The organism is Massilia sp. CF038 (genome assembly GCF_900129765.1).
Classification (GTDB): Bacteria; Pseudomonadota; Gammaproteobacteria; order Burkholderiales; family Burkholderiaceae_D; genus Telluria_A.
On record NZ_FQWU01000003.1, the window covers coordinates 239,809 to 253,710 of the forward strand.

Consider the following 13,902-nt stretch of genomic DNA (forward strand, 5'->3'; position numbering starts at 1 on the left):
TCAGGCGTAGGCTTCGGCCAGGGTCATCACGCGCGGGGTGACCTGAATACCCATCCCGGCAAACAAGGCGTCGATGGCAGCCAGATTGGCAGTGCACTCCTCGGTTTTCCAGCCATTAAACAGGTCGGTCCCGTTCTTTTGGTAATGCAGGTCAAGCACTTTGCCGCGGTCGCGGTGGGTATAGGCCTGGCTGTGGGTGTTGGTGAAACCCATTTCCGCCAGCGCTGTCAGCAGTGCCGTGGGTGGGTTGTCGGGATCGGTCGCAAGAAAGACGCCGAACGTCTTGCCCGGTGGCTTGGCAGCGATGTCGACTTCGTAAATGCCAGGCGCCTTGGTCTCTGAGGTGCTCTTCAAAAATAACATCGCTGTCTCCTTTGCGGACCGCTTGTCTTTCCGAGTCGGTGCAGCTTCTGCACGAGTAATCTAGCTTATTGCGATTCGCGGCATTTGTCGATGCATCATTGCATGTTTTCTTACGCAAAACCACGGGCCGGACGCAGCCAGCCCATAACGGTGTCGGTTTCCGCTTCGCCCCGCGCATTGTTGACCCGTGCCCGCAGCCGCCCTTCTTCGACGAAACCAAGCGAGGTGTACAGCTTGCGCGCCTTGACGTTGCTGTCGCGCGCAAACAGTTCCACCCGGGTGATGTGAGGCATCTGTTCCATCACTTCGTCCAGCAAGCCCTGGAACAGGGCGCGCCCCACCCCACGCCCTTGTGCATGGGGCGCCACGGCAATGGTCAGATCGGTCAGCAAGTGGGCCAGGCTGGCAATGCCCACCCGCGAGGCGTGGATCTCGCCCAGCAGCTCACCCTCTTCCTCGTAGACGAGCTCGATGCCGTCGGCCGCCGCCTTGCCCATGAAGCCGGCCACATAGGCTTCGCTGACCTCGTCCGGCGTGCGCGCCAGGCCGTCAGGCACGGCTGCCACTGCACGGTACAGGCGCAGCAATTGCGCAAAATCGTCTTGCCTTGCATGTCGAATCATCACGTTTTCCGCTTTGTTTTCTATAGGGCATTCTAACCACAGTCATGCCAACAATCCATTGCACCGCTCCGACCCCTGCGGCATACTCGGGCGTTGCTCAAAAATTACCAGGATAAGTGACACACTGATGCGTCTGTTTGCAGCGAACTACCGCTTGCTGGGCTGGATTACACTGATACTGATCGGCGGCTTTTTGACGACCAGCGTGGCCGCGTACATTGCGTCGCGCGATGCCATCGAGCACAGCATTTCCGAGCAGGCATTGCCTCTTACCGGCGATCTGATCTACTCTGGCTTGCAGAAGGACATTCTGTACCCGGTGTTTGTGGCCTCGCTGATGGCGCAGGATCCGAAAGTGCGCGACTGGCTGGCCGCCCCCGACAAACACGAGGCCGCCATTCTGGCCTACCTGGGCGACATCAAGGCCCAGTACGGGACCGTGGCCAGCTTCATGGCGTCTGACGCCAGCCGCAAGCTGTACCACACCTACGGTGCGCCCGATGAACTGCTGGAAGACCGGCCCATCGACAAATGGTTCTTCAAGATCAAGGCACAGCCGCGTACCAAATACGACACCAATATCGACATCGATACCGAACAGACGGGCCAGCCCACGCTGTTCATCAATCACCGGGTGGTCGACGCCAGCGGTCATTTTGTCGGCGCGACCGGGGTCGAGATCACGCTGGCCGCCCTGAATGAGGTGCTGGCGCGATATCAGCAGCGCTATGGGCGCAACATCTATTTTGTCAACGGTGAAGGCAAGGTGGTGCTGTCCGGCTCCAGCGTCAAGCCGGACCAGAAACTGCTGGCGCGCCGCACCGGCATGAAGGACATCGCCCCGGCCATCCTGAACCGCAGCACCGAGCCGACCAGCCTTTCTTACGGCAATGGCAAATCGGAGGTAATGGTCAATTCGCGCTATGTGCCCGAGGTGAACTGGTATCTGGTGGTGGAGCAGAACGTGAGCGGCAATATCCAGCCGCTGACGCGCATCTTTGCCATCAACTTTGGCATCAGCTTTGGCGTGACCCTGCTGGTGCTGATTGTGACCCTGTTTACCGTCAACCGCTTCCAGCGCCGCCTGCAGAAAATGGCGACCACCGACGTACTCACTGGCCTGCTCAACCGCCAGGCCCTGGCGCTGCTGTTCAATCAGAGCGCCCTGCTCAGCAAGCGCACCGGGCGGCCCCTGTCGGCGATCTTGTTCGACATCGACCACTTCAAGACCGTCAACGACAATTTTGGCCATACGGCGGGCGACGCGGTGATCCGCCAGGTGGCCGCCATTGCGCTCGACGCCGTACGCGCCAGCGACGTTGTCACGCGCTGGGGCGGCGAGGAATACATGGTGCTGCTGGGCGACTGCAACCTGAGTCAGGCGATGGCGATTGCAGAAAACCTGCGCATGCGTGTGGCCGAACATGATTTCGGCCTGCGCAACGATGGCGCACCGGTCACCATCAGCCTGGGTGTGGCCCAGTTCCATGACGACGAGACCCAGGCCGCTTTCTTTGCGCGGGTCGACGATGCGCTGTATGCAGCCAAGAACCGCGGGCGCAACGTGGCCAGTGCATCGCACCCGGCCACGCTGGCGCACCAGCTGTTCTAACGGCCTTGCGCCAAGGCCGTGGTGGCCACCGCCAGGGCCCGATACAGCTCGCCGCTCGGTCCGTCCCAGTCGTCCAGCGCCGCCTGCTGGCGCGCGACGGTAGCAAAGTCGCCCCGTGCGATCGGCCCGGTCAGCGCCGCGCCGGCGCCCAGGCGAAATACATTGGCCATCGATTCCTGGGCCAGCGGGGCTGCCAGCTCGCGCGCCACGCTTTCAGAGATGCCCGCAGCCTGATAGGCCCGCAGCGCGGCATCGAGTACTGTCACCAGGTAATTCGAGGCAAACACCGAAGCGGCGTGATACACCGTTTTTGCCGCGGCGTCGATTTCAACGCAGCGCGCGCCAATGGCGGCGAAGGCCGGCAGCAGCACGGCCAGCGCGTCGCTGTCGCCTTCCACGCCACAAAACGTCCCTTCAAACTGCGCCGCCACCTGCGCCGGATCCGCAAAGCTGCGGATCGGATGCACGCTGGCGGTCATCGCGCCCGCGGCGCGCAAAGACGCCAGTTCCAGTGCCGAGCGCGCGCCGCTGCAGTGAAACACGATGGTGCCAGCCATATCGGCACGTGCAGCGAGGGCGCTGCCAACAACGGCCAACTGGTCGTCGCCGGCCGCCAGCATCCACACCTGCGCTGGGCGCATGGCGCTCAGGCTGGCAGCCGCAGTGCCGGCGCCGATGAAATGCAGCGCCTCGTGCGCGCTGGCGGGAGAGCGCGTGAGCACATCCTGGATAACAAAGCTGCCGCCGGCAGCAAACAGGCGGCCCAGCGTACGCCCGACCTTGCCCGCGCCAACAATATTGAGAGTCGGTGCCATCAAAAACCGGACCCTGGCTGCGCCAGGTAATCGACTTCTTCGGGCGTGGAAGCACGCCCCAGAATCGGATTGCGGTGTGGGAAGCGGCCAAAGCGGGCAATCACCCCACGGTGCTTGTGCGCGTAATCGAGCGCGCCTTCAAAGCCCGGGTTCTCAGCTGCCAGTGCGCCGAACAGCGCCACCGATTGCTCCTGCATGCGGGCATCCTCGGCATGTTCGAAGGGCATGTAGACAAACCAGCGCTGCAGCGGCGTCAGGCCGCGGTCGGCGCCACGCGCGACCAGGCCTTCGGCCGCGGCCAGCGCCAGCGCGTCACCCGAAAACGAGGCCGGGGTGCCGCGCCAGGCATTGCGGGTGAACTGGTCCAGCACCAGGATGCGCGCCAGTACGCCAGCTGCGCCCTGCTCATCCCATTCGCGCAAGCCACCCGCCACTGCTTGTTCGAGCACGCCGCCAAAGCGGGTTTTGATGGCGGCGTCGACCTCGTCGTCCTTGCGGAACCAGAGCGCGCGCTGCTCGCCATGGCCAGGGCTGCCAGGTGGCAGAAACCAGAAATCAAGTACGTCCTGGGGGCTCATTGCAGCTCTCCTTGGGCAGTGAATCAGTTACGCGCGTGCGAGATCTGGAAGCTGTCGATGCCGGCAAACGCGGCCAGTTCGGCCGCCAGCGCGGGCAGCGGCGCACCACTTTTTTTCGACAGCGCCAGCGCCACAAAACGCCACTCCTGCATGCCTTCGGTGCAGCCAATGGTGAGCGAACCGCCAGCAATGGCGTAGCCGCGTTCCAGCGCAATACGGCGCAGCGCATCTTCGCGCGGTATGTAATCTTTTTTGAAGCGCATCATGATGGCAACCGCGTGGCGCGATGGCAGCCAGGCCTCGATCTTGGACAGGTAAATCATGATCATGGCCGACATGAAGGCCAGGCCCATGGCCGCCATGTAAAAGCCGACACCCACCAGAATCCCGATCACGGCCGAGGTCCAGATGGATGCCGCGGTGGTCAGGCCGCTGATGTTGAAGCCCTCGCGCATGATCACGCCGGCCCCCAGGAAGCCGATGCCGGTGACAATGCCTTGAATGATGCGGGTCGGGTCGCCCGCCGTCATCATGGCGGCACCATTGCCACCAAACCAGAAGCCTGGGTAGCCGCCCACGATGGTCAGCGCGGCCGACGCCATGCACACCAGACCATAGGTGCGCATGCCGGCGGCGCGGCCATGGTAGGAGCGTTCGTAGCCAACCAGCAGGCCGAGTGTGAGCGCGCCCATCAGGTTCAATAAAATCACCAGGTTGGTGGCGATTTCGGGTTTCGACCAATAGGCCGCGATCAATTCACTAAACGTCATGCGATGCTCCTGTGGCGCCAAGCGCCTACGGCTTTTTGCGCGTCAGCTGTTTTTCGAACGCCACATCGAGCTTGCTGACGCGGCGCGGCGTCTGCGGCCCCAGGCCGTTGACAAAGGCGACAAATTCGTCCAGCTCCAGCGGTGCGCACAGTGGCGGTTCGCCCGGTGCTTCGGACAGAAAAAACAGGCCTTCGCCCGTGCGTGCCATGGAGTAGCCAGGATTGCCGCTCCTGACCTTGAGGCGGTCGACGGCGGCGCTGGCGCGGGTGGAACGTGCGGTTGACATCAGATTGCCTCCGTGGTGCGTTCGAGCCAGTGCGCCGCCGCGCCTGACACATGCGGCGCCAGGCGAGTGCGCACCAGCGCGTGATAATCATTGAGCCAGGCCCGCTCGTCCGCGTGCAACAGATCGGGATCGATGCAGCGCACGTCAATCGGGCACAGGGTCAGGGTTTCAAAGCGCAGAAATTCGCCAAACTCGGTCAACCCGGCACTCTGGTTCAGCACCAGGTTCTCAAAGCGCACACCCCAGCGCCCGGGCCGGTAAATACCCGGCTCGATGGAGGTGATCATGCCCTGTTCCATGGCGGTCTGCGGCTCGGGCATGGCGGTGGCGGAAATCGATTGCGGGCCTTCGTGCACATTCAGGAAGAAGCCGACGCCGTGCCCGGTGCCGTGGCCGTAATCGATACCGGCTGCCCAGATGGGTGCGCGCGCCAGCGCATCGAGCATGGGCGCACGGGTAGCGCGTGGAAACTGCGCGGCCGACAGCGCAATCAGGCCCCTGAGCACCAGCGTGCAGTCGCGCCGCTGGGCTGCTGACGGCGTGCCGACTGCGACCATGCGCGTGATGTCGGTGGTGCCGCCGAGGTACTGGCCGCCGGAATCGATGAGCAGCAGGCCGTCGCCTTCGATGACGGCATCGGTACCGGCCTGGGCGCGGTAATGGATCACTGCGCCGTTGGCGTTAAAGCCGGCAATGGTGGCAAAACTGGGGCTGACAAAGCCGGGACGGCGCGCCCGCGCTTCGGTGATGGCGCCGTCGATCATGCTTTCGGTGAGCGGTGCGCGCAGCGGGTCGGCCAGCTGCTGTTCGAGCCAGGCGAAAAACTCGCACAGGGCCGCGCCATCCTGCTCCATGGTGCTGCGCACGTAGACCGCTTCGGTATCGTCCTTGCGCGACTTGGCAATGGTGCTTGGATTGATCGCCTCGATCACCTTGATGCCACCATCGAGGGCAGCGCGCATGCCAGCCGTGACGCGACGCGGATCAAGCAGCAGCACGGCGCCCGAATCGAGGTCGGACAGGGCTTCGCCCGCTTCGCCGTAGCGCGCCACTTCAACGCCTTGCTGCATCAGGCGCTGGCGCAGTTCGGGGCTGATTTTGCCGTCGCCCACAAACAGGGTCGCGCCTTGCGGACCAATCAGGGCGTGGGCCAGGAACACGGGGTTGTAGCTGACGTCGGCGCCTCGCAGATTGAACAGCCAGGCGATGTCGTCGAGGGTGGAAATGAAATGGTGGGTCGCACCCAGCTTGGCCATGGCGGCGCGCGTGGCCGCCAGTTTGCCGACCCGGTTGATGACGACATACGGCCCCTTGTGCTCGTACACCGGCGCCTTTGGCAGCGTGGGGCGGTCGGTCCAGACCGTGTCGAGCAGGTCGACATCGGTCAGTAGATTGATGCCGCGCACGTGCAGCGCGTCCGCCATCAGGCGCGCGCTGGCCAGCGCCAGCACCTGCGCGTCAACGGCCACCGTATGCCCGCGCTTGAGGTGAGCCGCCAGCCAGTCGATATGCTGCAGGCTGGCGCCGGAACTGGTCTTGTGCAGGGCGATGCCGCTGCCGGCCAGTTCAGCTTCGGCCTGGGTCCAGTAGCGCGCATCGGTCCAGACGCCGGCGCCATCGTGGGTCACAATCAGGGTGCCGACCGAGCCGGTAAAGCCGGACAGCCATTCGCGCCCCTTCCAGCGTTCGGGCAGGTATTCAGACAAATGCGGGTCGGACGACGGCACGACCAGCGCGTCGATGCGGTGATGGCGCATGGCTGCGCGCAAACGTTCGAGGTGGGTGCTGCGCTGTCCGGATGTTGCGGGTGGTGTCATGGTGTTCCATCGCCCTTGCCGACCGGGGCGACGTGTGTTTTTTCAGATGCCTCCATCATACCCCCTCAGGCCTGGAAATGACGCAAGCCTTCCAGGTCGAGGATGCGGATGCCGCCATAGTCGAGCCGCAGCAGCCCCTCCTTTTCCAGCAGCTGCAAGGCCTGGTTGGCACGCTGGCGCGAGGCGCCCGACAGATAGCCGATCTCCTCCTGCGAAATCTGCACGACTTTTTCCAGACCCGGGTACAGGTGCGAATTGAACATCGCGGCCAGGCAGCGCGCCACGCGGGTGTCAATATCGAGCGTGCGGTCACTCTCGACCTGGCCGATGAACTGACCCAGACGCTCATTGAGCTGCATGAGCAAAAAGCGCGTGAACGGCAGGCTGGCGTCCAGCAGCCAGATGAAGGTGGCACGCGGCATGCGCGCCACGCGCGTATCGCGCAGGGCCATCACATCGTATTTGCGCGCTTCATCCTTGAGCAGCGAGCCTTCGCCAAACCACCCGCCAGGCGGCACACCGGTGAAGGTGACGCTTTTCCCTTCGGGCGAAAAATTGTTAATCTTGACCAGGCCTTCGATGATGCCGACCCAGTTTTCGGTCAGCTCACCCTTGCGGCATACGTACCCGCCTTTGGGCACGAACTGCTCGAAACAGTCGGCTTCCACGCGCATCATTTCGGCGCTGGTCAGGGCGCGGCTCCAGATGGTGGCACGCAGATGGTCGATCAGAGTTTGTGGCTGGCTTGTCATTGTGCGACGCAACATCGAAAAGGGCGCAATTGTCATTCAAAAGACAACACGCGATTCAAACGCAAGCTACTATCATCACACAAAAAGACCCCTGCGCGGCAGGGGCGAGTACAGGGGGACGCTGGTGCAAGCAACCGAACTGCCAACTTTTCCGCGGCGCCTGCTGGCGCACGGTCAGGCGCGCCCGACGCGTCCGGCCTTCCGCGAAAAATATCTGGGCATCTGGCAGACCTGGAACTGGCTGCAAGTGAACGAGGAAGTGCGCGCGCTTGCCTGCGGCCTGGCGTCGCTGGGGTTCGCACGCGGTATGAATCTGGCCATCATTGGCGACAATCGGCCGCGCCTGTACTGGTCCATGCTGGCGGCCCAGTGCCTGGGCGGTGTGCCGGTACCGCTGTACCAGGATGCCCCTGCCGCCGACATGGCGTATGTACTGAACGATGCCGACATCGCCTTTGCCATCGTCGAAGACCAGGAGCAGGTCGACAAGCTGCTCGAACTGCGCACGCTGTGCCCGCAAATTGCCCACATCGCGTATGAAGATACGCGCGGCATGCGTCACTACCACCAGGATGCGCTGGTTTCGCTGGCCGACCTGCAGGAACGTGGGCGCGCCTGGGACCTTGCCAACCCTGGCTACTTCGAGGCCGCCATTGAGGCCGGCCGGGGCAGCGACACCGCCATCATCCTGTACACCTCCGGCACCACCGGCAAACCAAAGGGCGTGTGCCAGTCGCACGCCTCGCTGCTGGCGGCCGGCATGGGCGGGGTTGCCTTTGACCGCCTGACCGAACACGAAGATATTCTGTCCTACCTGCCCATGGCGTGGGTGGGCGATTGCCTGTTCTCGCTGGCCCAGGCCATGGTGGCCGGCTTTACCGTCAACTGCCCGGAGTCCGGCGATACAGTCATGACCGATCTGCGCGAAATCGGACCCACTTATTATTTTGCACCGCCGCGCGTATTCGAAAACATGCTCACCAGCGTCACCATCCGCATGGAAGATGCCGGCCGCATCAAGCGCCACATGTTTGCTTATTTTATGGATGTGGCCAGGCGCTGCGGTGCCGAAATCCTCGATGGCAAGGCGGTCTCGGTTGCAGACCGCGCTGCCTATGCACTGGGCCGGTTGCTGGTGTATGGGCCGCTCAAGAATGTACTGGGCTTGTCGCGCGTGCGCGTGGCGTACACCGCCGGCGCAGCCATCGGACCTGATTTGTTCCGCTTTTACCGCTCCATCGGCGTCAACCTCAAGCAGCTGTACGGTTCCACTGAAACCTGCGCCTACGTGTGCCTGCAGCCGGACGGGAACATCAAGTTCGACAGCGTGGGCCTGCCGGCGCCCGGCGTCGAAGTGCGCCTGGCCGATAACGGCGAAGTGCTGGTCAAGTCGGCGGCCACCATGGACGGTTACTTCAAGCGCGCCGACGCCACCGCCGAAGTGATCGACGCCGACGGCTACTTCCATACGGGCGACGCCGGCCTCTTTGACAGCGAAGGCCACCTCAAGATCATTGACCGCGCGGCCGACGTGGGCAAAATGCGCAGCGGCGCGATGTTTGCGCCCAACTACATCGAGAACAAGCTTAAATTCTTCCCCTTCATCAAAGAGGCTGTCGCATTCGGCAATGGCCGCGCCCAGGTTTGCGCCTTCATCAACATCGACATGGAGGCAGTCGGCAACTGGGCCGAACGGCGCAACATGGCCTATGCCGGCTACACCGACCTGGCCGGCCATGCCAGCGTGGGCGAACTGATACGCGGCTGTGTGGAAAAGGTCAATGCCGACCTGGCAGCCGAGGCGCTGATGGGTGACACCCAGATTCACCGCTTCCTGATTTTGCACAAGGAGCTCGACCCCGACGACGACGAACTGACCCGCACGCGCAAGGTGCGGCGCACCTTCATTGCAGACAAATACGCAGTGCTGATCGATGCGCTCTACAGCGACAAGACCAGCCAGTTCATCACCACCAAGGTCAAGTTCGAGGATGGCCGCAGCGGCAACGTCAGCGCCGATCTGCGCATCTGGGGCGCAACCACCTATCCCAGTGTCGCGAGAGCGGCGTGAGCGGAACCGCCGACATGCAGATGAATGAACTGAACACATCGAACCAGCCGCCAGCGCCGGCGCGCACGCCCGGCCCGGTGATCCTGGACCTGAAAAATATTTCGCTCTCGTTTGGCGGCGTGAAGGCACTGACCGACATTTCCTTCGACGTGCGACAGCATGAAATTCGCGCCATCATTGGTCCGAACGGCGCGGGCAAGAGCTCGATGCTCAATGTGATCAATGGGGTGTACCGGCCGCAGAAAGGTGAAATCGTTTTACGGGGCGAGCACCGGCGCAATATGGATTGCTATGGCGCGGCAAAGGCCGGCATCGCGCGCACCTTCCAGAACATCGCCTTGTTCAAGGGCATGACGGTCCTGGATAACATCATGACCGGCCGTAATCTGAAAATGCGCTCCAACTTTCTGATGCAGGCCCTGTACTGGGGCCCGGCACGGCGCGAAGAAATCGCCCACCGGGAAAAGGCCGAGCAGGTCATCGATTTCCTCGAGATCCAGGCGATCCGCAAAACCCCGGTCGGGCGCCTGCCTTACGGGCTGCAAAAACGCGTCGAGCTGGGACGGGCCCTGGCGGCCGAGCCGGACATTCTGCTGCTTGATGAACCGATGGCTGGCATGAACGTCGAAGAAAAACAGGACATGTGCCGCTTCATTCTGGATGTGAACGACCAGTTTGGCACGACCATCGTGCTGATTGAACATGACATGGGCGTGGTGATGGATATTTCGGACCGGGTCGTGGTGCTTGATTATGGCAAAAAGATCGGCGATGGCACGCCGGATGAAGTGCGGGCGGACCAGGCGGTGATCAATGCGTATTTGGGAGTCGCACATTAAGAACAACTTGGGCCCCCGCCTTCGCGAGGGCGATGTGGCACTGATTCGTCGTCCTCGCGAAGGCGGGGACCCATACCATGCATAAGCAGCTAAGAACATGAGCTTTTTTCTTGAAGTGTTAATCGGCGGTCTGCTCTCCGGCGTGATGTACGCGCTGGTGGCCATTGGCTTTGTGCTGATCTACAAAGCGTCCGGCGTCTTCAACTTCGCCCAGGGCGCGATGGTGTTCTTTGCCGCCCTCACCTGCGTCGGCATCATCGACAAGTTCGGGGTCTCGCTCTGGCTCGCCATTCCCCTGACCATGGCTGTGATGGTGGTACTTGGGCTGGCCATCGAAAAGGTGGTGTTGCGGCCCCTGGTCAACCAGCCGGAAATCACGCTCTTCATGGCCACCATCGGCCTGGCGTTTTTCATCGAGGGCCTGGCCCAGCTGATGTGGGGCTCGCAAGTGCACAAGCTGGACTTGCCGATTGACGACGTGCCCATCGCCTGGCTGATGGAAGACCACAACATCATCGTTTCGCAGTTCGACGTGACCGCGGCCGGCATCTGCGCCCTGCTGGTGACGGCGCTGGCACTACTGTTTTCGCGCACCAAGGTGGGGCGCGCGCTGCGCGCCGTGGCCGATGACCATCAGGCGGCACTGGCTGTCGGCATTCCCCTGCAACGCATCTGGGCCGTGGTGTGGTCGGTTGCCGGGCTGGTGGCGCTGGTGGCGGGCTTGCTGTGGGGCGCGCGCAACGGGGTACAGTTCGCGCTCACCTTCATCGCGCTCAAGGCGCTGCCGGTGCTGATTCTGGGCGGCTTTACGTCGGTCCCGGGCGCCATTGTGGGTGGCTTGATCATCGGCGCATCCGAAAAACTGGCCGAGGTGTACATCGGACCCATGGTCGGTGGCGGCATCGAGGGCTGGTTCCCTTATGTGCTGGCCCTGTTGTTCCTGCTGGTGCGGCCGGAAGGTCTGTTCGGCGAAAAAATCATCCGGAGAATCTGACCATGTTTTACCGCGAAGCCGGACAATTCAAGACCAGCTATGCCTCGGACGGCCAGATCTTCCCGATCCGCCAGGACCGCATCGCCCTCGGCATTTTGCTGCTGGTCGCGCTGGCGGCGGTACCCCTGTTTGCCTCACCCTACCTGCTGTCGGCGATTCTGATTCCCTTCCTGATTTTCGCGCTGGCCGCGCTGGGGTTGAACATCCTCACCGGTTATTGCGGCCAGCTGTCGCTGGGGACGGCCGCATTCATGGCCGTGGGCGCCTTTGCCTCGTTCAATTTTGTGGCGCGCATCCCGGGTCTGCCCATGCTGCTGGCATTTGTGCTGGGCGGTCTGTGCGCGGCCATGGTCGGCATTGCGTTCGGGTTGCCGTCGCTGCGCATTCGCGGCTTTTACCTGGCCGCGTCCACGCTGGCTACCCAGTTCTTCGTGGTCTGGTGCCTGACCAAGATTCCCTACCTGACCAATTACAGCAGTTCGGGCGTGATCACGGCGCAGAAAATCGTCATTCTCGGCTACCTGTTCGACACCCCGGTCAGCAAATACATGCTGGTGCTGGCGATTGTGGCGGTCATGGCCCTGATGGCCAAGAACATGATCCGCTCCAACGTGGGCCGCTCCTGGATGGCCGTGCGCGACATGGATGTGGCAGCCGAGGTGATTGGTTTTCGGCCCATGCGCACCAAGCTGCTGGCGTTTGCCGTCAGCTCGTTCTACTGCGGCGTGGCGGGCGCGCTGTACGCTTATGCCTATCTGGGCACGGTGGAACCGGAAGCCTACAATCTGGACCTGTCGTTCCGGATTCTGTTCATGATCATCATTGGCGGCGTGGGTTCGGTACTGGGCTCGTTCCTGGGTGCGGCCTTCATTGTGCTGCTGCCAGTGGGGCTGAACATCCTGGCACACGCCCTGTCGCTGCCGACATCCGTGGCATCGAATCTCGAATTGATGGTATTTGGCGCGTTGATCATTTTCTTCCTGATCGTCGAGCCACACGGGCTGGCACGCCTGTGGCAAGTTGGCAAAGAGAAGCTGCGGCTATGGCCGTTCCCGCATTAACCTCAGGAGACAAGAACATGCATCAGATCCGGAAAATCATGCTGTGCGCGGCGCTGGCAGGCGCATTCACCCAGGTGCAGGCGGCCGATCAGTTTGTGGCCCTGCCGTCCTACCGCGTGGGGCCGTACGCGGCTGGGGGTTCGGGCTTTTATGGCGGCGCGATCGACTATTTCAATCTGGTCAACGCCAACGGCGGCGTCAATGGCGTCAAAATCCAGTGGGAAGAATGCGAGACCGAATACAACCCGTCGCGCGGCATTGAATGCTACGAGCGCCTGAAGACCAAAAATGGCGGCGCCACTCTGGTGGAACCACTGTCAACGGGTATCGCCTACGGCATTCTGGACCGCGTCGGCACCGACAAGATTCCCCTCACCACGCTTGGCTATGGCCGCTCGGACGCCGCCAACGGCAAGGTCTTCCCGTACGTATTCCCGCTCATTACCAGCTACTGGAACCAGGCTGCCGCCATGGTTAAGTACCTGGCCGACAAGAGCGGCGGCTACGACAAACTCAAAGGCAAAAAGATCGTCCACCTGTATCACGATTCGGCCTTTGGCAAGGAACCCTTGCCGGTACTGGAAGCGCAAGCCAAACAATACGGATTTGAACTGATCAAGATCGCGGTCGCGCCACCCGGCAGCGAGCAGCAGTCGCAGTGGCTCCAGATCCGCCAGGCCAAGCCGGATCACGTGATCCTGTGGGGCTGGGGCGTGATGAACTCGGTGGCGCTCAAGACCGCCCAGCGCAACGGCTTCCCGCGCGAGAAAATGCTGGGCGTGTGGTGGGCCGGTTCCGAAGAAGACACCATCCCGTCGGGCGACGCGGCCAAAGGCTATACCGCAATGACCTTCAACACGCCGGGCAATTACCCGCTGATCGACGAGATCCGCAAAAAGGTCTACGCAGCCGGTAACGGCAATCTGGCCGACCAGGCGCGTATTGGCTCGGTCTATCACATGCGCGGCATGACCATGGGCGTGCTATGGGTGGAGGCGATCCGCACCGCCCAGGAAAAATTCGGCAAGGGCAAGGTCATGACGGGCGAGCAGGTACGCTGGGGCCTGGAAAACCTGGATGTGAACGAGGCGCGCCAGAAGAGCATTGGCGTTCTGGGCATGTTCCCGACCGTGAAAACCAGTTGCGACGACCACGAAGGTTCGGGCGCGGTCAAGGTACAGCAGTGGGATGGCAAGAAGTGGAACGCGATCACGCCAAAATGGATCGTGGGCGACAAGGCACTCACGCGCAAGCTGCTGGAAGAGTCGTCCAACGCCTATGCGGTGGAAAAGAAAATCACCCCGGCCTGCATGAAATAAGA

General features: G+C 62.4%; 14 protein-coding genes. 6 read left to right on the forward strand and 8 right to left on the reverse strand.

Features of this window, described 5'->3' with window-relative positions:
• Positions 1–363: a hypothetical protein gene (locus tag BUC24_RS20295; RefSeq protein WP_073220991.1), complete on the reverse strand. Its 363-nt coding sequence runs from the start codon at positions 361–363 to the stop codon at positions 1–3.
• A 110-nt stretch (positions 364–473) separates the two neighbouring features.
• Positions 474–986 (reverse strand): GNAT family N-acetyltransferase, encoded by a 513-nt coding sequence (locus BUC24_RS20300; protein WP_073220994.1) that lies wholly within the window; start codon positions 984–986, stop codon positions 474–476.
• Between the two features lie 127 nt (positions 987–1,113).
• On the opposite strand from BUC24_RS20300, the gene BUC24_RS20305 reads away from it, so the two are divergent.
• The gene (locus BUC24_RS20305; protein WP_073220997.1) at positions 1,114–2,598 is read left to right on the forward strand and encodes a sensor domain-containing diguanylate cyclase; all 1,485 of its coding nucleotides are present in this window, start codon (positions 1,114–1,116) and stop codon (positions 2,596–2,598) included.
• Here the strand turns inward: BUC24_RS20305 and BUC24_RS20310 are convergent.
• The 6 genes from BUC24_RS20310 to BUC24_RS20335 form a co-directional block, all read right to left on the reverse strand.
• Positions 2,595–3,413, reverse strand: coding sequence for a Rossmann-like and DUF2520 domain-containing protein (locus BUC24_RS20310; protein WP_073221000.1), 819 nt, complete (start codon positions 3,411–3,413; stop codon positions 2,595–2,597). The genes BUC24_RS20305 and BUC24_RS20310 overlap by 4 nt on opposite strands.
• Positions 3,413–3,991 carry a DUF924 family protein gene (locus BUC24_RS20315; protein ID WP_073221005.1) on the reverse strand — a complete coding sequence of 193 codons (579 nt, stop codon included), beginning with the start codon at positions 3,989–3,991 and terminating at the stop codon, positions 3,413–3,415. The genes BUC24_RS20310 and BUC24_RS20315 overlap by 1 nt, the downstream gene beginning before the upstream one ends.
• Before the next feature lie 23 nt (positions 3,992–4,014).
• Complete coding sequence (locus tag BUC24_RS20320) at positions 4,015–4,761, reverse strand: MgtC/SapB family protein (RefSeq protein ID WP_073221008.1); 747 nt, start codon at positions 4,759–4,761, stop codon at positions 4,015–4,017.
• A gap of 25 nt (positions 4,762–4,786) precedes the next feature.
• A complete protein-coding gene (locus tag BUC24_RS20325; protein ID WP_073221011.1) occupies positions 4,787–5,047 on the reverse strand; it encodes a hypothetical protein in 261 nt (86 codons plus the stop codon).
• Positions 5,047–6,864 carry an aminopeptidase P family protein gene (locus BUC24_RS20330; RefSeq protein WP_073221014.1) on the reverse strand — a complete coding sequence of 606 codons (1,818 nt, stop codon included), beginning with the start codon at positions 6,862–6,864 and terminating at the stop codon, positions 5,047–5,049. The genes BUC24_RS20325 and BUC24_RS20330 overlap by 1 nt, the downstream gene beginning before the upstream one ends.
• 65 nt (positions 6,865–6,929) lie before the next feature.
• Positions 6,930–7,541 (reverse strand): Crp/Fnr family transcriptional regulator, encoded by a 612-nt coding sequence (locus tag BUC24_RS20335; RefSeq protein ID WP_229448509.1) that lies wholly within the window; start codon positions 7,539–7,541, stop codon positions 6,930–6,932.
• A gap of 199 nt (positions 7,542–7,740) precedes the next feature.
• On the opposite strand from BUC24_RS20335, the gene BUC24_RS20340 reads away from it, so the two are divergent.
• The 5 genes from BUC24_RS20340 to BUC24_RS20360 all read left to right on the forward strand — a co-directional run bounded on the left by BUC24_RS20340 (position 7,741) and on the right by BUC24_RS20360 (position 13,900).
• Positions 7,741–9,687 carry an AMP-dependent synthetase/ligase gene (locus tag BUC24_RS20340; RefSeq protein WP_073221021.1) on the forward strand — a complete coding sequence of 649 codons (1,947 nt, stop codon included), beginning with the start codon at positions 7,741–7,743 and terminating at the stop codon, positions 9,685–9,687.
• A gap of 14 nt (positions 9,688–9,701) precedes the next feature.
• A complete protein-coding gene (locus tag BUC24_RS20345; RefSeq protein ID WP_073221024.1) occupies positions 9,702–10,526 on the forward strand; it encodes an ABC transporter ATP-binding protein in 825 nt (274 codons plus the stop codon).
• 97 nt (positions 10,527–10,623) lie between these two features.
• The gene (locus BUC24_RS20350) at positions 10,624–11,520 is read left to right on the forward strand and encodes a branched-chain amino acid ABC transporter permease (RefSeq protein ID WP_073221027.1); all 897 of its coding nucleotides are present in this window, start codon (positions 10,624–10,626) and stop codon (positions 11,518–11,520) included.
• Positions 11,521–11,522: 2 nt separating this feature from the next.
• Entirely contained in the window at positions 11,523–12,581 is a 1,059-nt protein-coding gene (locus BUC24_RS20355; RefSeq protein WP_073221031.1) for a branched-chain amino acid ABC transporter permease, read from the forward strand.
• A gap of 17 nt (positions 12,582–12,598) precedes the next feature.
• Entirely contained in the window at positions 12,599–13,900 is a 1,302-nt protein-coding gene (locus tag BUC24_RS20360) for an ABC transporter substrate-binding protein (protein WP_073221036.1), read from the forward strand.
• The last annotated feature ends 2 nt before the right edge of the window (positions 13,901–13,902 follow it).